Annotated in this window: 19 protein-coding genes and 1 pseudogene; 15 read left to right on the forward strand and 5 right to left on the reverse strand. The window is 63.6% G+C overall.

The window, feature by feature from the left end; translation table 11 throughout:
• The 7 genes and pseudogenes from ACSYDW_RS17060 to ACSYDW_RS17090 form a co-directional block, all read left to right on the forward strand.
• Nucleotides 1-266: pseudogene (locus ACSYDW_RS17060) on the forward strand (hypothetical protein); the annotation flags it as partial.
• Nucleotides 267-540: 274 nt separating this feature from the next.
• A complete protein-coding gene (locus tag ACSYDW_RS17065) occupies nt 541-2,550 on the forward strand; it encodes a M13 family metallopeptidase (protein ID WP_438339932.1) in 2,010 nt (669 codons plus the stop codon).
• Nucleotides 2,551-2,893: 343 nt separating this feature from the next.
• Nucleotides 2,894-4,414 carry a lysine--tRNA ligase gene (lysS, locus tag ACSYDW_RS17070; protein ID WP_438339933.1) on the forward strand — a complete coding sequence of 507 codons (1,521 nt, stop codon included), beginning with the start codon at nt 2,894-2,896 and terminating at the stop codon, nt 4,412-4,414.
• 1 nt (nt 4,415) lies between these two features.
• Nucleotides 4,416-4,574, forward strand: a complete 159-nt coding sequence (locus tag ACSYDW_RS17075; RefSeq protein ID WP_438339934.1) for a hypothetical protein — start codon at nt 4,416-4,418, stop codon at nt 4,572-4,574.
• A 139-nt stretch (nt 4,575-4,713) separates the two neighbouring features.
• A complete protein-coding gene (locus ACSYDW_RS17080; protein WP_438339935.1) occupies nt 4,714-5,034 on the forward strand; it encodes a histone-like nucleoid-structuring protein Lsr2 in 321 nt (106 codons plus the stop codon).
• A 215-nt stretch (nt 5,035-5,249) separates the two neighbouring features.
• Nucleotides 5,250-7,763, forward strand: a complete 2,514-nt coding sequence (locus ACSYDW_RS17085) for an ATP-dependent Clp protease ATP-binding subunit (protein ID WP_438339936.1) — start codon at nt 5,250-5,252, stop codon at nt 7,761-7,763.
• Nucleotides 7,764-7,884: 121 nt separating this feature from the next.
• Nucleotides 7,885-8,391 (forward strand): amino-acid N-acetyltransferase, encoded by a 507-nt coding sequence (locus tag ACSYDW_RS17090; protein ID WP_438339937.1) that lies wholly within the window; start codon nt 7,885-7,887, stop codon nt 8,389-8,391.
• On the opposite strand, the gene ACSYDW_RS17095 is transcribed toward ACSYDW_RS17090, so the two are convergent.
• A complete protein-coding gene (locus tag ACSYDW_RS17095; RefSeq protein ID WP_438339938.1) occupies nt 8,388-9,347 on the reverse strand; it encodes a LysR family transcriptional regulator in 960 nt (319 codons plus the stop codon). The two genes, ACSYDW_RS17090 and ACSYDW_RS17095, sit on opposite strands and share 4 nt — an antisense overlap.
• 71 nt (nt 9,348-9,418) lie before the next feature.
• Between ACSYDW_RS17095 and ACSYDW_RS17100 the strand changes: the two genes are divergently transcribed.
• The gene (locus ACSYDW_RS17100; protein WP_438339939.1) at nt 9,419-10,486 is read left to right on the forward strand and encodes a YeiH family protein; all 1,068 of its coding nucleotides are present in this window, start codon (nt 9,419-9,421) and stop codon (nt 10,484-10,486) included.
• A 51-nt stretch (nt 10,487-10,537) separates the two neighbouring features.
• Here ACSYDW_RS17100 and ACSYDW_RS17105 read toward each other — a convergent pair whose 3' ends face one another.
• Nucleotides 10,538-11,533, reverse strand: a complete 996-nt coding sequence (locus ACSYDW_RS17105) for an iron-sulfur binding domain-containing protein (RefSeq protein ID WP_438339940.1) — start codon at nt 11,531-11,533, stop codon at nt 10,538-10,540.
• Between the two features lie 92 nt (nt 11,534-11,625).
• Between ACSYDW_RS17105 and ACSYDW_RS17110 the strand changes: the two genes are divergently transcribed.
• A complete protein-coding gene (locus tag ACSYDW_RS17110; protein WP_438339941.1) occupies nt 11,626-12,252 on the forward strand; it encodes a hypothetical protein in 627 nt (208 codons plus the stop codon).
• Between the two features lie 39 nt (nt 12,253-12,291).
• Here ACSYDW_RS17110 and disA read toward each other — a convergent pair whose 3' ends face one another.
• The 3 genes from disA to ACSYDW_RS17125 all read right to left on the reverse strand — a co-directional run bounded on the left by disA (nt 12,292) and on the right by ACSYDW_RS17125 (nt 16,055).
• Nucleotides 12,292-13,368 (reverse strand): DNA integrity scanning diadenylate cyclase DisA, encoded by a 1,077-nt coding sequence (gene disA, locus ACSYDW_RS17115; RefSeq protein ID WP_438339942.1) that lies wholly within the window; start codon nt 13,366-13,368, stop codon nt 12,292-12,294.
• A gap of 117 nt (nt 13,369-13,485) precedes the next feature.
• The gene (gene radA / locus ACSYDW_RS17120) at nt 13,486-14,871 is read right to left on the reverse strand and encodes a DNA repair protein RadA (protein WP_438339943.1); all 1,386 of its coding nucleotides are present in this window, start codon (nt 14,869-14,871) and stop codon (nt 13,486-13,488) included.
• 56 nt (nt 14,872-14,927) lie between these two features.
• The gene (locus ACSYDW_RS17125) at nt 14,928-16,055 is read right to left on the reverse strand and encodes an FUSC family protein (protein WP_438339944.1); all 1,128 of its coding nucleotides are present in this window, start codon (nt 16,053-16,055) and stop codon (nt 14,928-14,930) included.
• A gap of 225 nt (nt 16,056-16,280) precedes the next feature.
• Here ACSYDW_RS17125 and pstS point away from each other — a divergent pair, with 225 nt between their 5' ends.
• From pstS to ACSYDW_RS17155, 6 genes are all read left to right on the forward strand, one after another.
• Nucleotides 16,281-17,399, forward strand: a complete 1,119-nt coding sequence (pstS, locus tag ACSYDW_RS17130) for a phosphate ABC transporter substrate-binding protein PstS (protein WP_438339945.1) — start codon at nt 16,281-16,283, stop codon at nt 17,397-17,399.
• A gap of 140 nt (nt 17,400-17,539) precedes the next feature.
• Complete coding sequence (gene pstC, locus ACSYDW_RS17135) at nt 17,540-18,472, forward strand: phosphate ABC transporter permease subunit PstC (RefSeq protein ID WP_438339946.1); 933 nt, start codon at nt 17,540-17,542, stop codon at nt 18,470-18,472.
• The gene (pstA, locus tag ACSYDW_RS17140) at nt 18,469-19,638 is read left to right on the forward strand and encodes a phosphate ABC transporter permease PstA (protein WP_438340042.1); all 1,170 of its coding nucleotides are present in this window, start codon (nt 18,469-18,471) and stop codon (nt 19,636-19,638) included. Before pstC ends, pstA begins: the two co-directional genes overlap by 4 nt.
• A 50-nt stretch (nt 19,639-19,688) precedes the next feature.
• Nucleotides 19,689-20,468 carry a phosphate ABC transporter ATP-binding protein PstB gene (gene pstB / locus ACSYDW_RS17145; protein WP_438339947.1) on the forward strand — a complete coding sequence of 260 codons (780 nt, stop codon included), beginning with the start codon at nt 19,689-19,691 and terminating at the stop codon, nt 20,466-20,468.
• Between the two features lie 236 nt (nt 20,469-20,704).
• On the forward strand, nt 20,705-21,064 hold the full coding sequence (locus ACSYDW_RS17150) for a PadR family transcriptional regulator (protein ID WP_438339948.1): 360 nt from the start codon (nt 20,705-20,707) through the stop codon (nt 21,062-21,064).
• The gene (locus ACSYDW_RS17155) at nt 21,064-22,263 is read left to right on the forward strand and encodes a hypothetical protein (protein WP_438339949.1); all 1,200 of its coding nucleotides are present in this window, start codon (nt 21,064-21,066) and stop codon (nt 22,261-22,263) included. The genes ACSYDW_RS17150 and ACSYDW_RS17155 overlap by 1 nt, the downstream gene beginning before the upstream one ends.
• Nucleotides 22,264-22,294 lie beyond the last annotated feature (31 nt).

Below are 22,294 nucleotides of genomic sequence, written 5' to 3' on the forward strand. Positions count from 1 at the left end.
GGGACCCGGGGGACCCGGCACCGGATCCGGGCCCATGGGCCACAACGTGTGCCTCCGCCCCGGCCGGCGGCCACCTGGCACGGCTTGCCCCGGCCGGCGGCCACCTGGCACGGCTTGCCCCGGCCGGCGGCCACCTGGCACGGCTTGCCCCGAAACCCGGGGGCACCCGCACCCCGGAACCACCGCACCCCGGAACCACCGCACCCCGGAACCACCGCACCCCGGGAAGGGCCCCGCGCATTCGCGCGGGGCCCTTCCGTGTTTAATGCCTCTTTCGCTCCCAGGCCGCCGTCCCCCGGGGGTGCCGGCCCCGGGTCGCTTCCCGGGCCCGGGGTGCGGGTCGGGCTGCGGGTGGCGGTTATCCACAAGCCCTGTGGAAAGTTTGGTCGGAATGGAATCGGTGCGAGGTTCACCGCTGGAGTAAACGAAGAGAATAGTCTCAAAATCTTCTTTCAGACGCGTAAGGTGAGTGATTGAGACCTAGGACATACTGCTCGAAATCCCATCTGAGGGATTGGGCTTGCTCATGTGAGGATGACAATGATGAATGCCGAACCTCTAGCTTCAGCCGCTGAAACAGCAGCTCTGACTCTTCGTACGAGCCATCGAGACGAGAACGTTCGCCCACAAGATGACCTCTATCGTCATGCCAACGGTTCCTGGCTAAGCACAGCTCAGATCCCGGCGGATCAAGGCACCTACGGGTCCTTCATGGCCCTGCGCGACGACTCTGAGCTGGCGGTACGAGCCATCATCGAAGCTGCACAGGATGCAACGATGCAGAACAAGGGCGAAGCCGATGGACGTAAGGAGCGTATTGCCAATATCTATTCGAGCTTCATGGATGAAGAAAGTATTGAAGCGAACGGATTCGAGCCAATTCGGGCGGATGTTCGGGCGATCTATGAAACCAGAAGCATTGAGCAGCTCATTGAACTGAGCGGTTCGTTCTATCGGCGCGGAGTATCTGGATTCGTCCAGGCGGGAGCTAGTTCTGATGCAGGAGATCCAGAACGAAATCTTCTTACCTTCATGCAGGGCGGGCTCGGATTGCCCGATGAGTCCTACTATCGTGAGGATCAGTTTGCTGAACTCCGCGGTGAGTACAAGGAACACCTTGCGCGGTTGATGTCCCTGGGTGAGCTGAATGACACCGATGCAGCAGCTCAGGCTGTCATGGAACTGGAAACGGAGCTTGCTGCTTATCACTGGGATCGAGTGAAGTGCAGGGATGCGCAAGCTCGCTACAACTTGATGAGCAAGGAGCAGCTACTCGGGCTCGTCCCGTCTCTTGAGCTTTGGCTAGAGGGCGCCGGAATTGAGGAAAAGTACTACAACGAGGTCGATGTCTGGCAGCCCAGCTACCTGTCAGGCCTTGAGCAAGTCCTGGGCGCTTCCCCCTTGGCGTCGTGGCAGCATTGGCTAGCCGTTCAGTTGATCCGGTCGAATGCCCCGTATCTTTCGAGTGCCTTCGTCAATGAGAACTTCTCCTTCTACTCGGCAAAGTTGTCCGGTGTCCAAGAGCTGCGTGATCGGTGGAAGCGTGGCGTCGCTTTTACTGAAGGTGCAGTGGGTGAAGATATTGGCCAGCTCTATGTGGCCGAGCACTTCCCACATCGCAACAAGGAGAAGATGGAAGCTCTTGTTGGGAACCTGATCGAGGCTTATAGGATTTCTATTACCGATCTCGAATGGATGAGCCCGGAAACCAAGGAAAGAGCGCTCGAGAAACTCTCACTGTTCCGCTCCAAGATCGGCTATCCGAATGAGTGGATTGACTATTCGACAATTGCCACAGTTGCTGACGATGTTATTGCCAACGTAGCCGCCTCCAACGAGTTTGAGTTCTTGCGGGAATTGAAGAAGATTGACGATGGCGTGGACCGCGAGCTGTGGTTCATGTACCCGCAAACAGTCAATGCCTACTACCACCCATTGCTTAATGAGATAGCGTTCCCGGCTGCTATCTTGCGTTTCCCCTTCTTCGACGCCGATCGCGACGCCGCATCGAACTACGGCGCAATCGGCGCTGTCATTGGCCACGAGATCGGGCACGGTTTTGATGACCAAGGGTCCCAGTTCGACGGGACAGGCGAGCTGAAGAACTGGTGGACCGACGAGGACCGGGCGTCATTCGACGCGCTGACCGGAAAGCTCGTCGATCAGTATGACGCGCTGGTGCCCCCGGAAGCGCCGGAGCATCACGTCAACGGGAAGCTCACGTTGGGAGAGAACATTGGCGACCTGGGTGGTCTCGGCATCGCCTACACCGCCTACAAAATGTACCTCGCAGCCAATGGAGTGGAGATCGATGAAGCGATCGATGGAGATTCTGGAGACCAGCGCTTCTTCTACTCGTGGGCGGAATGCTGGCGTACCCTGATGCGTCCGGAAACGATGGTCACAAGAATTACGACCGATCCTCACTCGCCGGGTGAATTCCGATGCAACCAGGTCCCGAAGAACATGGATGCATTCCATCAAGCATTCGAGACTAAGCCGGGTGACCTAATGTGGCTTGATCCAGAAGACCGCGTGAAGATCTGGTAGCACACCGGAACCATCAGCAGTCAGATATCTGCGAACAATGATGACTTCTCCGTTTCGAGGACTGGGTTCTCTCGGAACGGAGAAGTCGCATCTCCTGATCCAGCCCAAGACGCGGCCCAGAGTCCTGCCGTGAGCCCTTGGTGAGAGCCCCGATGCACCGGGCGACCCCTTTGGCTGATCAAGGCCCCGCAGCGGTGACGCTGCCCAGAAGAAGACGTCCTACCGTTCTAGATTCCGTTCGAACAAGAAACCTGATAATCGGAAGCGCCTGTCAATAGGCATTGTGGTGTCTCTGGACACCTCGCAGCCCACACTCAGCAAATGCAACGTAGAATTAACGACTGTGACTGCCGAAAAAACTTCCCACGTAGCTAACACCACCGATCCCAACGACCAGCGTCAAGTACGTATGGACAAGCGTGCCGCATTGTTGGCGCGCGGCGAAGAAGCATACCCTGTGGGAGTTGCGCGCACTCACTCGCTTCAAGAAGTCCGCGCACTTTTCCCGGAGCTCGAACCAGACACCGCAACCGGCGTCCAGGTTGGCATCGTTGGACGTATCGTTTTCATGCGAAACACCGGCAAACTCTGCTTCGCCACTTTGCAGGAAGGCGGCCCGGAGGGTTCAGGAACCCGTCTTCAGGCCATGCTTTCTCTCGCAAACGTCGGGGAAGAAAAGCTCGCAGACTGGAAGTCGCTGGTTGACCTTGGCGACCACGTACTGATTACCGGTGAAGTGATCTCTTCGCGACGCGGTGAACTATCCGTGATGGCCACTGACTGGCAGATGGCATCGAAGGCCCTTCGCCCGTTGCCGGTTCTGCACGCCGACCTCAACGAGGAAACCCGTGTTCGCCAGCGCTATGCCGACCTCATTGTGCGTGACGAAGCACGCCAAATGGTCTACAAGCGTGCCGCTATCACCCGCGCTGTACGAGACACCTTGCACTCGCACGGATACGTCGAAGTTGAAACCCCGATGCTTCAGCTGATTCACGGTGGAGCATCGGCACGTCCGTTCGAGACGCACCTGAATGCCTTTGACCAGCCCATGACCTTGCGCATTGCGACCGAGCTCTACCTCAAGCGCGCGGTCGTCGGCGGAATTGACCGAGTCTTCGAACTGGGACGAATCTTCCGCAATGAGGGCGTGGATTCGACCCACTCTCCGGAGTTCACTACGTTGGAATGCTACGAGGCGTATGCGGACCAGTTCGTTATGGCAGATCGCATCAAGGAGATCATCCTGAATGCCGCCGATACAATTGGCGCAGGTCGAGTCCTGGAAACTTCCAGAGGCACCGTGAATCTTGACGGCGAGTGGGCATGGCTCAGCGTGTACCCGGGCCTTTCCGAATCGGTGGGCCAGGAAATTACTCCTGACACCGACGTGGAAACCTTGCGCGCAATCGCAGAAAAGCATGAAGTAAAGTTCGATCCTAAATGGGGATCCCAGAAGCTTGTCATGGAATTGTTTGGCGAAATTGTCGAGCCGAATTTGATCAATCCGACGTTCGTCTACGACTACCCGCCGGCAGCGCAGCCGCTGGCGCGCCCACACCGAAGCAAGCCAGGCGTCATCGAGGCCTGGGACTTGATCATTGGTGGCATGGAACGCGGCACCGCCTTCTCTGAGCTCATCGACCCGGTCGTACAACGAGAGCGCTTGACCGAACAGTCCCGCATGGCTGCCGATGGAGACGACGAGGCCATGCAGCTGGATGAAGATTTCCTGCGCGCCCTTGAGTACGGTGCACCGCCCATGGGTGGCATTGGGTTGGGCATCGACCGACTTGTGATGCTCTTTGCTGACACTGGAATTCGCGAAACGATTCTATTCCCGCTGCTCAAGCCGGAGGCATAATATGCCCTATCTTGAGGCATTGCTCCCAACGATTGTTGTGGCACTGATATTTTGGTTTGTTATTCGAGCCGTATCAAATGTCGACCGCACTGAACGCTTGGCGGAAGCCGAAGTCGACGCAGAAATGAAATCAAACTCAGATGAAGTAGACAAGGAATAGTTCCTAGTCTGTGAATTGCCTGAATAATATAATTTCTACTTGTTAGACGATGCTGACTTGTGTTTATGATAAGAGTGAGCGTGTGGATCGAATCCGTTATTAGGTCCATGCGTTTTCCCATCAACACAAGGAGTAGCTAATGGCACGTCAGGTTCAGATTGCATTGATTGACGATATTGACGGATCTGAGGCAAGCGAATCCATCGTTTTTGGCATTGGTGGGCAACACTATGAAATTGATCTAAACGAAGCGCATGCAGAAGCGTTCCGCGAGGCCTTGAAGCCGTACATCAAGGTAGCGCGTGCGTCGAAGCAGTTCACTCCCAAGGAAGCCCCGGCCATTCGTGCCTGGGCCAAGGAGAACAACGTGAAGGTCAACGCCCGTGGTCGTCTGCAGGCAGATGTAATTGCCGCCTACCATGCTGCGATGGCTAAGAAGTCCCGTTCGAAGTCGAAGTAGTCGTGCCCCAAGGGTCTCTACATTGTTGTCAGTGGGGGCTCTTGAGGGAAAGATTGACGGCAGGGGGACCGGGTCCATTTGGACCCGGTCCCCCTGAGGTTTAATGCCGCGGAAAAACGCCGAGGGTGAACAATGTTTTCCCTTGGGCGAACATTCCACACGAGCGGGAAATTGATGCGTAGCATCGAAATACGTGTTAGCTAGGAGTGTGCCGCATGTTTGAGAGATTTACCGACCGTGCCCGTCGCGTTGTCGTGCTTGCCCAAGAAGAGGCGCGCATGCTCAACCACAACTACATCGGAACCGAGCACGTATTGCTCGGCCTCATTCATGAGGGCGAGGGAGTCGCGGCCAAGGCCCTTGAGTCGCTGAACATCTCCCTTGGTGCAGTCCGCGAGCAGGTCCAAGAGATTATCGGTCAGGGCCAGCAAGCCCCGTCCGGCCACATCCCCTTTACCCCTCGTGCCAAGAAGGTTCTTGAACTTTCGCTGCGTGAAGCGCTGCAGTTGGGCCACAACTACATCGGTACCGAGCACATCCTTCTTGGCCTGATCCGTGAAGGAGAGGGTGTCGCCGCCCAGGTTCTGGTGAAGCTCGGAGCTGACCTGTCCCGCGTCCGCCAGCAGGTCATCCAGCTGCTCTCGGGATACCAGGGTGGCAAGGAAACAGCAGGTGCCGGTGTCAGCTCAGGAGGCCAGAGCGAAGGTACCCCCGCGGGTTCCGCCGTGCTGGACCAGTTTGGCCGCAACCTCACCGCGGCTGCCCGCGAAGGGAAGCTCGACCCGGTGATCGGACGCGAGTTCGAGATGGAACGTGTCATGCAGGTCCTCTCGCGCCGCACCAAGAACAACCCGGTGCTTATCGGCGAGCCAGGCGTCGGCAAGACCGCCGTCGTCGAGGGCCTTGCCCAGGCAATCGTCCGCGGAGACGTACCCGAAACCATCAAGGACAAGCAGCTCTACACGCTCGACCTTGGTTCGCTGGTTGCCGGTTCCCGCTACCGCGGCGACTTCGAGGAACGCCTGAAGAAGGTCCTCAAGGAAATTCGCACCCGCGGCGATATCATTCTGTTTATCGATGAGATCCACACCCTCGTGGGTGCGGGTGCAGCCGAGGGCGCCATCGACGCCGCTTCGATCCTCAAGCCGATGCTGGCTCGTGGCGAACTGCAAACCATCGGCGCCACCACGCTGGACGAGTACCGCAAGCACATCGAAAAGGATGCAGCGCTGGAGCGCCGCTTCCAGCCGATCCAGGTCAAGGAACCTTCCGTGGAGCACACCACGCAGATCCTGCGTGGCTTGCGCGACCGTTACGAGGCGCACCACCGCGTTTCAATCACCGACGGCGCGCTGGTGGCTGCGGCCCAGCTGGCGCACCGCTACATCTCCGACCGATTCCTGCCGGACAAGGCGATCGACTTGATCGACGAGGCAGGCGCACGCCTGCGTATCCGCCGGATGACCGCCCCTCCGGCGCTGAAGCTGATGGACGAGGAAATCGCCACGGTTCGCCTGGAGAAGGAAGCGGCCATCGACGCCCAGGACTTCGAGGGCGCCGCAGCCTTGCGCGACAAGGAAGGCAAGCTCCAGGAAGCCCGTGCCGAGAAGGAAAAGGCGTGGAAGAACGGTGAACTCGACGAGATCGCCGAGGTCGACGCCGAACTCATCGCCGAGGTCCTCGCCAACTCCACCGGTATCCCGGTCATCAAGCTGACCGAGGAAGAGTCCTCGCGACTGCTGAACATGGAAGAGGAACTGCACAAGCGGGTCATCGGCCAGGACCAGGCAATCAAGGCCATCAGCCAGGCCATCCGCCGCACCCGCGCCGGCCTGAAGGACCCGAACCGCCCCGGTGGCTCGTTCATCTTCGCCGGCCCGACCGGCGTCGGCAAGACCGAGCTGGCCAAGGCTCTCGCGGAGTTCCTCTTCGGCGAGGAAGACGCACTGATCACCCTGGACATGTCCGAGTACTCGGAGAAGCACACGGTTTCGCGTCTCTTCGGTGCCCCTCCGGGATACGTCGGTTACGAAGAGGGCGGACAGCTCACCGAGAAGGTCCGTCGTCGCCCGTTCTCCGTCGTGCTCTTCGACGAGGTCGAAAAGGCCCACGCGGATCTGTTCAACTCGCTGCTGCAGATCCTGGAAGACGGTCGCCTGACCGACAGCCAGGGCCGCGTTGTCGACTTCAAGAACACCGTGATCATCATGACCACGAACTTGGGTACCCGGGACATCTCCAAGGGCGTGATGACCGGCTTCCAGTCGGCCACGGACACCCGCACCGGGTACAACCGCATGCAGGCCAAGGTGCAGGAAGAGCTGCGTCAGCACTTCCGCCCCGAGTTCCTGAACCGTGTCGACGACGTCGTGGTCTTCCCGCAGCTGACCCAGGACGAGATCGTGCAGATCGTGGATCTGTTCCTTGCCCGCCTGCAGAAGCGCCTGGTCGACCGCAAGATGACCATCGAGCTTTCCCCTGCGGCCCGCGTGCTGCTGGCGACGCGCGGCTACGATCCGTCGATGGGCGCCCGCCCGTTGCGCCGGGTCATGCAGCGCGACATCGAGGACCAGCTCTCGGAGAAGATCCTCTTCGGGGAGTTGAACCCGGGCCAGCACATCAAGGTCGACGTAGAGGGCGAAGGCGACGAAGCAACCTTCACCTTCAAGGGCGAGGGCGGCACCCCGCAGCTCGAGGGCGAACCGTCTCCGGTCGCCATCGAAGGCTGAACGCCGAAGTAGCCACACGCAGAAAGCCCGCCATCCGCGAACCGGATGGCGGGCTTTCTGCGCGTCACGGTGGCGTTACACAAAGCGCGGGAGCCGGGCGCTCCGGGCATAGGATGAAGGCATGACCTCCTTTACCGTCAGGCGTGCCCGTACGAGCGATGTGAAAAGCATCCGTGAACTAGTCAGGCCGCTGGCCAAGGACAGGGTGTTGCTGGAAAAGGAAGCCGTCGCCTACTACGAGAACCTGCAGGAGTTCTTCGTCGCGGAGGACGAATCCGGGACCGTGATCGGCTGCGGCGGCCTGCATGTCATGTGGGAAGACATCGCCGAGGTCCGCACGCTCGCCGCGGACGGCGCGTGGCGCGGCAGGGGAGTAGGGCACCGGATCCTGGACCGGCTGCTGGCCGAGGCCAGGGAACTGGGCGTCGACCGCGTGTTCTGCCTGACCTTCGAGGTCGAGTTTTTCCTCCGCCACGGGTTCAGCGTGATGGAGGAGCAGTCCGCGGTGGATCCCGAGGTCTACTCGGAATTGCTGCGCTCCACCGATGAGGGCGTGGCGGAGTTCCTTGACCTGGCAAGGGTCAAGCCCAACACGTTGGGCAACACGCGGATGATCATCCGCTTCTAGTTCTTAGGCCGGTCCCCGGCTGCTTCCGGCGGGCGCGACCTGGCCCGGGCACAGATGGCCAGCAGTGCGGCCGCGGGGCCCTCGGTCGGGGCGGGTCCCCTCCAGATGGCCTGCAGGTCCCGGACAAGGTTTCCCTCCTGCAGGGGTACCTGGGCAAAGCTTCCCATGCGCAGGGCACCTTCCACCGCCAGGCGGCTCAGCACCGCGGGCCCCATCCCCGCGGAGACGGATTGGCAGATCGCCGAGTTGCTGTTGAACTCCACCACCGGCGCTGCCCGGGGCCTGCCGACCCGCTCGTCCAGGAAGGCGCGCGTCCCCGACCCCGCCTCGCGTTCGACGAGGTGCGTTTGTGCAAGTTCACCGAGGGTGACGGGTTCCCGGCGCCGGGCCCAGAGGTGCCCGGGCGGGACAACGAGCACCAGTTCGTCGGTCCACACGGTCGTGGATGAGAGCTGCGGCGGGACGTCGGGTGTTTCGACGAATCCGAGCGTGACGTCGCGGTTGTTCACGGCGGCGATGACCTCGCTGGAGTTCATGACCCTCAGCTTGGTCTTGATGCGAGGGTCGACCTCGTGCAGCCGGCCGATCCAGGTCGGTGCCAGGTGCTCGGCGACGGTCATGCTCGCCGCGAAGGTGAATTCCCGGTCCGCCGGGGCGGCCAGCGCCTGTGCGCCGGTCCAGAGGTTGTTGAGGCCCTGGAGCGCCTCGCGCGCCCACTCAACGACCAGTGCACCCTCCGGGGTGGGTTTCGAGCCCGTCGTCGCACGCTCAAGCAGCGGGAAGCCCAGGCGCCGCTCGAGGGTCTTCACGGCCCGGGTGGCGTTCGACTGGGCCATGCCCACGGCGCGCGCGCCGGCGCTGAGGCTGCCGTGGTCGGCGACGGCGACCAGCAGGGCGAGGGAGGACATCTGTATCCAGTGTTCGATCCCGGGCGTCGGACCCGTTGCACTCTCCATATCAACATCATATGTCCGTGATGGCCAGCCTGTGCCTACCCGCCCCGGCCCCGGCATGAAAGCGTCGTAGTATGCGAAAGAACCATGTGTTACTCCACGTCCCGGCGGGAGACAGGGCCACGACGGTGGACGGGGAGAGGCCGGTGCCAGGCTCGGCGCTCCGCCGGGTGCTTCCCGGCCTGCTCACCTGCCTGGTCGGCGGTGCGGTCGCCCTTGCGTCAGCCAAGCTGCTGCCCGGGGCCAGCCCGTTGCTGATTGCCATCCTGCTCGGCGCGATATGGCGCAACACCATGAAGGTCCCCGCGATCCTGATGCTGGGAGTGACTGTCTCATCCAAGAAGCTGCTTCGAACGGGCATCGTGCTGCTCGGGCTCCAACTGTCGCTCTCCCAGATCCTCGGCCTGGGCCCGGGCGTCCTGCTGGTGGTGGTGCTCAGCGTCGGGGTGACCTTCGGCGCCGCGTTGCTCATGGGAAGGTGGCTGGGCATCGAGTTGCCGCAGCGCCTGCTGATCGCCGCCGGCTTCTCCATTTGCGGTGCCGCGGCCGTGGCGGCCACCGAGGGTGCGACCAAGGCCAAGCAGGACCAGGTGGCGACTGCCATCGGATTGGTGGTGCTCTTCGGCACCCTGATGATCCCGCTCGTGCCTGCGCTCGGCACCCTCATGGGCATGGACGACGAGTCCATCGGCATGTTCATCGGTGCCTCGATCCACGAGGTCGCCCAGGTGGTCGCCGCCGGCGGTGCCGTGAGCTCCAGCGCCCTCGCCGTGGCGGTGACGGTCAAGCTGGCCCGAGTGGTCACCCTGGCCCCGATTGTGGCCGGCGTGAGCATCTACATGCGCAAGAAGCACAATGTGACGGATGCCAAGAAACCGCCGCTGGTGCCGTTGTTCGTGGTGGGGTTCATTGCCATGATGCTGCTGCGCACCATCGGCGCAGTTCCGGCGAACCTGCTGGAGGCCGCCGCCGCGGCCCAGACCTTCCTGCTGGCAGCCTCCATGTTCGGCCTCGGCCTGGGTGTCCACATCAAGGGCCTGATGCGCTCCGGCAGCCGTTCGCTGGTCCTTGCGGCCTTGGCAACGCTGGTCATCCTGGTGGTTGCCGCGGCGGGGACGCTGCTCTTTCCCCCGCTTTCCTAAGCGAGCCGGTCACCGCCGCCGAAGCCGTCCACGGGCGCTTCGCGGGAGGGGTCAGCCCGGTAGCCGGATGCCGTCGGTGTCCTGTTGCGCAAGGCCGTCGGCCAACAGCGATTCAAGCGCCCGCGTGCGCTGTTCGGCAAGTGCGGGGAGCGCGTGCAGGGTCACCCACGACTCGTGTGCGGGGTCGCCCTGGCGGGCCGAGACGGACATCCGCGCCCCGTGGGCCGAGGATGCCAGATCGGGCGAACCCAGCAGTTCCTCGCGGGCGACCGGCCCCGGGGAATGCCGCAGCACCGCCATCATGGCCCCGCGGACCTGGCGGTCGGTACCGTGCCAGGGCTGGCCTTTGGGGACATAGTGGGGTTCGGGTCGCCCGGCCGCGATCCAGGCGCACTGGTCGATGACGGGGCAGTCCTCGCAACGCGGGGAACGAGCGGTGCACACTAGGGCACCGAGCTCCATGACGCCGATGTTCCAAGTGTTGGCCAGCGCGGCCGCCTCGTTGTTTCCCGGAGCCACGGGCGGCAGGAGCCGGGAGGCCAGCGCCAGCTCGGCGGCGTTCTGGTTCTGTTCGGGCAGCGCCTTGCCGCTGACAAGACGCGCATGGACCCGGCGGATGTTCGTGTCAACGACAACCGTCGGCACGCCGTAGGCGAAGCATGCGATTGCGGCCGCCGTGTAGGTACCCACCCCCGGCAAGGCGAGCAGCTCGGCCTCTGTTTCTGGAACACGCCCGCCATGCTGTTCTGCAATCACGATTGCCGCGGCATGCAGGCGCAGGGCTCGGCGGGGGTAGCCCAACCGGCCCCAGGCCCGGACGGCCTCCGACACCGGTTCAGCGGCAAGGTCCGCCGGTGTCGGCCATCGCTCCATCCACGTTTCCCAGACCGGCAGGACGCGGACTACGGGGGTCTGCTGCAGCATGAATTCGGAGACCATGATGCCCCAGGCGCTCGCCGATTCCTCCCTCCAGGGGAGGGTTCTGGCATGCGTGGAGTACCAGTCTGCGATCTGCTGGTGGAGCACCGGTAACTGGGGGTGTGGCACGTGTAACCTCGGGAACGTTAAATGGGACAACAATACTCTAACGGGCGGCGTGGGAGCCGTGGCGGGGCGCCATGGGTTCGTAGCCTTGAGGTATGGCAGAAAAGCAGGTCCGTTCCACCCGCCCCTCAGCAAAGGTGTACCGCCGACGCCGCCTCGCGGTTCTGGTCGTCGGGCTGCTGGTGATCGGGTTGCTGGTGTGGGCGGGAATCGCCCTGGCCTCGGCGCTGCGCCCGAAGGCCGAGCCGGATGCACCCGCGCCGGCTGCAGCATCGAGCAGCGCACCTGTTGAGCCGAAAAGCACGGCTCCGGCCGAGGAATCGAAGGCGGGGCCCGCGGTGTGTACCGAGGGCGACGTCAGTGTCGTGGCGACGACCGAACAGGCAACGCATGGCCCATCGCAGAATCCGCTGCTCGTCATGACCATCAAGAACACCGGCAAGTCCGAATGCATCGTGAACGTCGGCACGAGCCAGCAGGAATTCACGGTCATGAGCGGCAGCGACAGGATCTTCTCAACGGCCGACTGCCTGGCTGATCCCGGCGACATGGAAATCACCATGAAGCCCGGTGGTAGCGAAAGCGCGCGCTTCACGTGGGAACGAGTACGCAGTGCCCCGGGATGCAAGGTCGTCAACGCGAAGCCTCGGCCCGGTTGGTACGGCTTCACCGCGAAGCTGGGCAACGTCACCAGCGAGAAGGCCGGCTTCGAACTTAAATAGGTCCCGACCCCTCGCCCCTGGACCGCCCCTGAATGGTGGTTAGATGAACCGGTCCAGCAGGGAAGACTCGGCGATCCGTGAAAGCCCCTCGCGAACGGTGCGTGCGCGCTGCTCGCCGATGCCGTCAACTGCCATGAGGTCCTCGATGTTGGCGGCCATCAGGCGCTGCAAGCCGCCGAAATTCGTGACAAGTCGGTCGGCGACGGCCCGAGGAACGGACTTGATACCCGCGAGCAAGCGGTATCCCTTGGGCGCAACGACAGCCTCGAGGGAATCGATTCCGGGGCTGACGCCGAGGATCGAGGCGATCTTGCCCAGGTCGATGAGGTCGGTGCTGTCCAGGTGCTGCAAGGTGCGCAGGGCCGCCTCGATGTCGAGTTCCTTCTTGCCCAAGGACGAGTAGTCCTTCAGAAGCAGGTCGGAGCCTGGGCCAAGCCCTGCGGAGAGCTCGTCGAGCTGCAGGGCGAGAAGCCGGCCATCGGTGCCGAGTTCGAGTACGTACTGGGCGATCTCCTCGGAAATGCGGCGGACCATTTCCTGGCGCTGAAGCATCGCGGCAACGTCGCGAACTGTCACGACGGCCTCGATTTCCGCCGCCGAGAGGGCATTGGTGACCTGGTCCAGGCGCGAACGGTAGCGTTCGAGCGTCGCCAGTGCCTGGTTGCCGCGGGCAAGGACCGGTTCGGAACCTTCCAGTACGTATCTAATGCCCTGGACGTAAATCGCGATGATGTGCATCGACTGGGAGACCGACACCACGGGGAACCCGGTCTGGATGGCAACTCGTTCGGCGGTGCGGTGGCGGGTTCCCGATTCCTGGGTGGGAATGCTGTGGTCCGGAACCAGCTGGACACCTGCACGAAGGATGTGTGAACCGTCTTTGTCGCAGACGATCGCCCCATCCATCTTGGCGAGTTCGCGAAGGCTGGTGGGGGTGAAGTTGATGTTGATGTCGAACCCGCCGGAGCAGAGCGCGTCGACCACCTTGTCGTGGCCCAGCACGATGAGGGCGCCGGTCCTTCCGCGCAGGATTCGTTCCAGGCCGTCGCGCAACTCGGTGCCCGGGGCAACCCGCGCCAGGGTGGTGCGCAGTGCATCTTCGGGGCTTTTGGACATGGCCATTTCCTTCCGGGGGATTAATACAATGGTATGGCCATGCCCATGGTGGCGAATGCGGAAAAGAACGCAAATGCCCGGTTTCGGTACCGCTTTGTTACCAATGTGTCCAAGAACCTAGATCTTGACGCGTTGGTCAAAGGCAATATTAAGGGCCTCGTGGACCGACGAGACGCTGAAAACCCTGATGGAGTCCGGAATGTTCTTGGGAGGCTGGGGCGAGTCCGGGACCATCGCGTAGCGGAAACCGAGCCGCTCCGCTTCCGTGATGCGTCGGCCGATCTCCGGTACCGGGCGAACCTCCCCGGCCAGGCCGACCTCCCCGAAAGCCACGAATTGCGGGGGCAAGGGGTGGTTGTGCATGGAGGAAGCCAACGCGAGGGCCGTTGCCAGGTCGGTAGCCGGCTCGCTGAGCTTGACGCCTCCGACGGTTGCCACGTAGGAGTCCAGCCCGCCGAGCTCCATCTTGGCCCGGGATTGCAGGACGGCAAGGATCATTTGGGTGCGGGCGGCGTCAAGACCGCTGGTGGCCCTGCGGGGGATGGTTCCCGTCGCGCGCGAGAGCAGGGTCTGGACCTCGGCCACCAGGGGGCGACGGCCCTCGAGCGTGACGGTGATGCAGGTTCCCGGGACAGGGTCCTTGGTTCGGGTGACGAACAAGCCGGAGGGGTCCGCCAGTCCGTGGATTCCGGTTTCCGTCAGGTCGAAGCAGCCAACCTCGTCGGTGGGTCCGTAGCGGTTCTTCAGCGCCCTCAGCAGGCGCAGGCGGGAGTGGCGCTCGCCGTCGAACTGGCACACGACATCGACGAGGTGTTCCAGCAACCGTGGACCGGCGATCGATCCTTCCTTTGTCACGTGGCCAACCAGCACGGTGGTCATGTTCCGGCGCTTGGCGGCGTTGATGATGGACGCCGCGACCTCGCGGACCTGGGAGATGCCTCCGGCGGTGCCGTCGACCTCGCCCGACGCCAGCGTCTGGACGGAATCGACGATCAGCAGCTCCGGGTCGATCTTCTCGATTTGGCCGAGGGCTATGCCGAGATCGGTCTCGGCCGTGAGGAAGAGCGTTTCGGCCAAGGCATCGATGCGTTCGGCACGGACCTTGACCTGGGCAGCCGATTCCTCGCCGGTGATGTACAGGACCCTGCGGTTTCCGCGGGCGGCACGCGCGGCCACGTCCAGCAGCAGGGTCGACTTGCCCACCCCAGGCTCGCCCGCCAGAAGGATCACGGCGCCGGGAACGAATCCGCCACCCAGCACCCTGTCGAGTTCCTCCACGCCGGAGGGACGGTAGGAGGCCGCAGATGCGTCGATATCCCCGATGGGTTGTGCGGGGCTGGCGATGGACGTGGCAACGGTGGTCTTTGCGCTGACTGCGCCCATTTCCTCAACGGTGCCCCACGCCTGGCATTCGCCGCAGCGTCCCACCCACTTCACGGTGCTCCATCCACATTCCGCGCAGCGGTACGACGGAGTGGATTTGGTGCGTGTGCTCTTAGCCATGTGCTTGATGCTAGTGCCTCGTGCCGACTGTTTGTGCAGGGCCGGTGGGCCGTTCGCTAGAGGCGGGGGAGCAGCGCCACGGCGTCCTCGTGCCGGGTTCCCGTCGCCTCGAGCAGGTCGACAACCAGTGGGCGCAGCAGGAGCACCATGCCTTCGCCCTGCATGCCACTGATATGCAGGGCGTTGGGGTCCAGACGTGCCGCACAATCCGAGAGTTCGCGCTTGGCCCGAGAAATGGCGCGCGAATATCCCGAATCCGTGGGTTCAAGCACTGCGTGGCCAAGTGCGTCGACAGCCTCCGAGAGTTCGGTCAGCAACCCGGCCACCGTCTCCACACCCCTGTCGCTCAGGGCGGCGTTGTCAATCACGGTGGTGAGGCGTCGGGCGAGGACCCGGGAATTGCGCACCGCAAGGTCAGTCTTGTCTGCCGTCACCACCAGCCTGTCGATGTCCGACCGGTGCCGCCGGTGGGCCGGGGCCAGGGTGGCAACCTCCCGGGCCAGGTCAAGTGCACCGGGAAGGGCATCCATCAGCGGCTGGGTGGCGCGGGCGCGGATCAAGGCGTGGAAGGCCAGGGTGGAGTCGGAATTGCCGACCGCGCGCCCGCACTCTTGGAGCACGCCGGAGAGCTCGCCCAGAAGCTTGCCGAGGTCCGCCATCGGTGTCCGGCGGGGATCGCGGGGCAGGATCATGAGGATCAGCAGGGCGCATGCGGATCCCACCACCGCGTCCAGCGACCTGGCGAATGGGCCTGCCTCGCCGATGGGGAGCAGGACAACGAGGAGCGACTGCAGGCCCAGCTGGGTGGTGAAGATGGGCCCGGAGTCCAGGAAGCGGGCGATGGTCAGGGAGAGGAAGAGGACGGTGGCGGCTTGCCAGAGCCCGTTTCCCAGGACCGTGAGCAGCAAGTCGCCCACGGCCACGCCGAGCGTGCAGCCCACGGCCACCTCCATGGTGCGCCGCAGCGTGGTCTGGGCCCCGAAGCCAAGTGCGAGCAGGCCGCTGGTCGCCGCAAAGATGGGGCCTTCGTGCCCCAGTACCCGCTCGGCGATCCAGTAGGCCAGGATGGCGCACAGGGTCATTTGGATGATCTTCGGCATCGAGCTCCGGGCCCTGCGCATGCCGACCCGGCTGCGGCGCTTGATGAAGCCCCAGCTTGCGGCAAACGAAGTTTTCACGCCCATGCCCCCAGTCTGTCACGGCCCGGACTTCCGGGCTCCGCACGGCGCCCGTGAGCCGAAACACCAAAGTGTCCCCGGCTTGTTCACCTTCCGTTCACCTTCATCGCAATGTCTGGTTACCTACGCGATCTAACTTCGTATTGAAGCGATACGCCAGCGTGTGCATCGACGGGTCCGAACCACGACGATTCGAACCACCATTGACAGGTATTTGAAAGAGGAAATTTCGTGAAGCTCAATCGCATTGGCAGCGCGGCTGCTGTTCTGACCGTAGCCGCCCTGGCACTGACCGCGTGCGGTTCGGACAGCCCGACCGCCACGGCAGGAACCGGCGCCTCCACCGGAGGCGCGGCAGCCGGTGCGGTTTCCGGCACGCTCACCGGCAGCGGTGCTTCCTCGCAGAAGTCGGCAATGGAAGCCTGGAAGGCCGGCTTCGAGGCCGCCAACGCAGGCACCATGGTCCAGTACTCGCCGGACGGCTCCGGTGCCGGACGCAAGGCCTTCCTGGCCGGCGGTGCGCAGTTCGCCGGCTCCGACGCCTACCTGGCCACCGAGGAGATCGAGGCCTCCAAGAGCGTCTGCGGTCCCGAGGGCGCCTTCGACGTTCCTGCCTACGTTTCCCCGATCGCCGTGGCGTTCAACCTGCCGGGCGTCGAATCGCTGAACATGGACGCGACGACCATCGCCAAGATCTTCAAGCTCGAGATCACCAAGTGGAACGACCCGGCCATCGCTGCCGCCAACCCGGGCGTGGAACTCCCCGACACCCCCATCACCGTGGTCCACCGCAACGACGAGTCCGGCACGACCGAGAACTTCGTCGACTACCTGTCGCAGGCGGCCAAGGACGTATGGACCTACGATGTCAGCGGCGACTGGCCCGCAGACCTGGCCAGCGAAAACGCCAAGGGAACCTCGGGCGTTGTCGCAACCACCACCGGCACCGAAGGCGCCATCACGTACGCCGACCACTCGGCCGTGGGCAAGCTGGGCACCGTCAACGTGAAGGTCGGCGAGGAGTACACCAAGATCTCCTCCGAGGCCGCAGCCAAGGCCCTCGAGTCCGCCACCCCGGTCACCGGCCGCGGCGACCAGGACATCGCCCTTGACCTGAAGCGCGACTCCACCGAATCGGGCACCTACCCGATCATCCTGGTTTCATACCACATCTTCTGCTCCAGCTACAAGGACCAGGCCACCGTTGACCTGGTCAAGAGCTTCGGCAAGTACGTCCTCTCCGAGGCCGGCCAGAAGGAAGCAGCAGCCTCGTCGGGCAACGCTCCGCTCTCCAGCAAGATGAGCGAAGCCGCCATCAAGTCGGTCGAAGCCATCAAGGTCGGCTCCTAACCGATCTTGGTCCCCACTGCCGGATGCCGAAACCACGGCATCCGGCAGCGGTCCCGGATATCCAACCCCTCCATGAATCCCACCGCAAGCGGCCACCCGATCCCCGTAGCCGCCTGCACAACCCTTGAAGGCTCACCCTCATGACCACCAACGCGCTACGGCGCCAAGGATCCAACGGGCAGGCCGGAGACAAGATCTTCTCCGGTGCCGCGCTCGGCGCGGGCATCCTCATCCTCATCACACTTTTCGCAGTGGCTCTGTTCCTGTTCATCCAGGCCCTGCCGACCTTCACCGCCGACCCGGCGCTGATCACCGGCGGCGAAGGATTCGGCAGCTACATCTTCCCGATCGTCATCGGCACGGTGATCGCCGCCGGCATCGCGCTGGTGATCGCCACACCGGTGGGCATCGCCGTCGCGCTGTTCATTTCGCACTATGCACCGCGCAAGCTGGCCGCGGGCCTGGGCTACGTCATCGACCTGCTGGCGGCGATCCCGTCGGTCATCTACGGTGCCTGGGGCTACCTGGTGCTGGCTCCGGCACTCGTGCCCAGCTACCAGTGGCTGGCGGAGAACCTCGGATTCATCCCGGTCTTCGGCGGCCCCGCGTCGCAAACCGGCAAGACCATCCTCACCGCCGGCATCGTGCTGGCCGTGATGATCCTTCCGATCATCACCTCGCTGAGCCGGGAGATCTTCCTTCAGACCCCCAAGCTCCACGAGGAGGCGGCACTCGCCCTGGGCGCCACCCGCTGGGAAATGGTCACCATGTCGGTGCTGCCCTTCGCCCGCCCGGGCATCGTCTCGGCGGTCATGCTCGGCCTGGGCCGCGCGCTGGGCGAGACGATGGCGGTGGCGCTGGTGCTCTCCACCGGTGCGCTGATTCCCTCGCTCATCAAGTCGGGCAACCAGACGATTGCCGCGGAAATCGCCCTGAACTTCCCCGAGGCCTTCGGCCTGCGACTGTCCGAACTTATCGCCGCCGGCCTGGTGCTCTTCGTCATCACCCTGGTGGTCAACCTGATTGCCCGGGCCATCATCGCCCGCCACAAGGAATTCTCGGGAGCGAACTGATGAGTGCCACGACCAAGCAGACAACGAACAACGTTCCCGGCGTGCCGGACCCGGCGCAGAAGGCGCCCAAGGCGCCCCAGGCGCGCCGGCGCAACTCCCTGGCCAAGGGCCAGCTGCCGCGCTTCGCGGTTCCGGCCATCGCCGCCGGCTCCCTGGTGCTCGGCGCCGCGGCCTCGACGCTCACCGGTTTCTCGGTCGCCACACTAGCGATCTACAGTGCGGTCATTTTCGTCGTGGCCGCTGCGGCCACCACCACCGCTGTGGAGGGCCCGCGCCGGGGCCGGAACGCCCTGGCGACCTACCTGGTCTACGGCGCGTTCATCCTGGCTCTTATCCCGCTGGCCTCCGTGCTGTTCACGGTGCTGCAAAAGGGCCTGCCGGGCATCAACATGCACTTCTTGTTCCACTCAATGAACGGGATCACCGGCGCCGTCGACAACGCCAGCGTGGAGAACGGCACCCCGGTGCTGGGCGGCGCGTACCACGCGGTTGTCGGCACCCTGCTGATCACCCTGTGGGCCACCGTCATCTCCGTACCCGTCGGCATGCTGACGGCCATCTACCTCGTCGAGTACGGCAAGAACGGCCCGCTGGCCCGCGCCATCACCTTCTTCGTCGACGTCATGACGGGCATCCCGTCGATCGTCGCCGGCCTGTTCGCCACCGCGCTCTTCGCGGTGCTGCTGGGCCCGACGGCCCGCATGGGCATCGTCGCGGCCGTCGCACTGAGCGTGCTGATGATTCCGACGGTGGTCCGCTCCACCGAGGAAATGCTCAAGATCGTCCCGAACGAGCTGCGCGAGGCCTCCTACGCGCTGGGCGTGCGCAAGTGGCGCACGGTGCTGAAGGTGGTCATCCCCACGGCGATCTCCGGCATCGCCTCCGGCGTCACGCTGGCCATCGCCCGTGTCATCGGCGAGACAGCGCCGATCCTGGTGACGGCCGGCCTGGCCAACAACATCAACGTGAACGTGTTCGCCAACTGGATGGCCACGCTGCCGACCTACATCTACTACCAGATCCTGACCCCGACGTCGCCGACAAACGTCGACCCGTCGATCCAGCGTGCCTGGGCCGCGGCCCTGCTGCTGATCATCATGGTCATGGTCCTGAACCTGGGCGCCCGACTGATCGCCGGGCTGTTCGCCCCCAAGAAGGGCCGTTGAGCACCCCGCTCCGGACCCTCCCCGCACACACTTCCTAAGGAAAAACCACAATGTCAAAGCGCATCGACGTCAAAGACCTCAACGTCTACTACTCCAAGTTCCTTGCGGTCGAGGACGTGAACATCGAAATCGAAGCAAAGTCGGTGACCGCGTTCATCGGCCCGTCCGGCTGCGGCAAGTCCACCTTCCTGCGCACGCTCAACCGCATGCACGAGGTCATCCCCGGCGGCCGCGTCGAGGGCGAGGTGCTGCTCGACGGCGACAACCTCTACGAGAACGGCGTCGACCCGGTGACGGTGCGCAGCCAGATCGGCATGGTCTTCCAGCGCCCGAACCCGTTCCCGACGATGTCCATCAAGGACAACGTGCTGGCCGGCGTGAAGCTCAACGGCAAGAAGATCTCCCGCACCGACGCCGACGACCTGGTGGAGAAGTCCCTGCGCGGGGCCAACCTCTGGAACGAGGTCAAGGACCGCCTGGACAAGCCGGGGTCCGGCCTGTCAGGCGGCCAGCAGCAGCGCCTGTGCATCGCCCGCACCATCGCCGTGAAGCCGCAGGTGATCCTCATGGACGAGCCGTGCTCGGCCCTGGACCCGATCTCCACCCTTGCCATCGAGGACCTGATCAACGAGCTCAAGAGCGAGTTCACCGTGGTCATCGTGACGCACAACATGCAGCAGGCGGCGCGCGTGAGCGACAAGACGGCCTTCTTCAACATCGCGGGAACCGGCAAGCCCGGAAAGCTGATCGAGTACGCGGAGACCGCGACGATCTTCTCCAACCCGTCGGTCAAGGCCACCGAGGACTACGTCTCGGGCCGCTTCGGATAACCCCGGAGGACACAACCACATAGCTTCGTCCCGGACCCCAAGGTCCAGGGGCGGTACCGGAAGGGGGATCTTCCGGGGATCCTGGAGGGGATCACAGCGGCGGGGCACCGCGCGGGAAACCGCGCCGTGCCCCGCCGCTGCCGTGCTTAATGCGCGACACGCCAAACCCAACTGCCGCAATATGCGCACTACTGTGCAAAGCGTAATACTGTGGTGTGCGGAGAAGGGAGTGTCTGGTGGACACCACGCAATTGCTCAAGGGAGTGCTGGACGTCGCGGTGTTGGCCGTGGTTCGCGAGGAAGACGGCTACGGCTACGACATTGTCAGGCGCCTGCGCGCCGCCGGAATCGCTGAGATCGGGGACGCCTCGGTGTACGGAACGCTGCGCAGGCTCTACGCCGCGGGGGCGCTCTCAACGTACGTGGTGCCCTCCGAAGGAGGGCCCAACCGCAAGTACTACGCGATCAACGCGGAGGGAATCGCCATGCTCGACGAACAGCGGGAAACCTGGAACGAGTTTGCCGCGGTGTTCTCCGCACTAATCAACCAACAGCCATCCTCGGCAGCCGCCGCGAGCCTGAACGGATCCAACTGATGAACATGAACCACCAGAACACCGTCGGCGAGTTTGCGCGCTCCGTACGTGCCCAGCTGTCCGACCTTCCCGCTCTCGACGTCGAGGAGCTCACCGAGGGCCTCGAGGCCGACCTCGCCGAACGCCTGGCGGAGGATGGGTCGGACCTCGGGGATCCTGCAGCGTATGCGGCCGAGCTGCGCGCCTCGGCCGGCCTTGGCGCGAGGGCCGAGCTTCCGGCTGCCGCATCCCTGCGTCGTGCGGCGACAACCAAAGCCCGCGAGATCCTGGCCGTCCTGAGGGCTCATCCGTCCACCGCCTCCCTGGTCGGTTTCCTGACAGCCCTGCGCCCCGTGTGGTGGGTGCTGCGTGGTTGGATCGTTTTCGGCCTGCTCGTTGTGCTGTTGAAGCAGGAATGGCCGTTCTTCCCCCGCACCTTCTTCGAGTTCAGCCTGTGGGTATCCTTGATCACCGTGAGCGTCCAATGGGGCCGCGGGCGTTGGCTGGGCACTGGCCGGATCGGTACGGCCTTCAAGGCCACCGCGAGTGTTGTTGCGGCGTTGTTGCTCTTGCCTCTCACGGTCGTCTCCTTTGACTCAGTCAATCGTGCGCTCTCCGACCACTCATACGACTACGCAACCGCGGTTTCCCCGGTTCAAGGGGGCATCTCCATGGACGGGGACAACGTGTCGAATGTTTTCGCCTATGACTGCGCCGGCAACCCGCTACGCAATGTACAGCTGTTCGACCAGGACGGCAGGAAACTCTCTGTAAATCCATTCGACGACGAGTACTCCTCGTACCCCAGCAAGGAACGCCAAGAAGATCTCTACGGCGTGCGGAGCAACTTCGTCTCCGCCGGCGAGGGATGGAACATTTTCCCGCTGGACGTCACGGAGGGAAACCCGTACGAAGGCGACGGAACCGGTTTGGGGCGCGTTCAGGCGCCCCTGCCGTACGCCACCGTCCAGCCGTTGCTGAGCCAGTGCGCGCCGGCGACGCCCCAGCGGAAAGACGCCATGCCGCCGGCCACCATGCCGACGGAGCCGACCGTGGAACCCGAAGGTGCGAAGGCCTCGGAGTCCGGGGACGGGGACGGTGACGGCACCACGCCTACACCAAGTCCTGTCCAGGGAGCCCCTGAACACGAGAAATCCGAAACGCCCAAGGAACCGACCAAGCCGGTCGAGCCGTCGAACGAACCGTCGGAAGCCCCCTGAAAACGACTAGGGAACGATTCCGCTGGGCGGT

The organism is Paeniglutamicibacter selenitireducens (assembly GCF_051550675.1).
Taxonomy (GTDB): domain Bacteria; phylum Actinomycetota; class Actinomycetes; order Actinomycetales; family Micrococcaceae; genus Paeniglutamicibacter.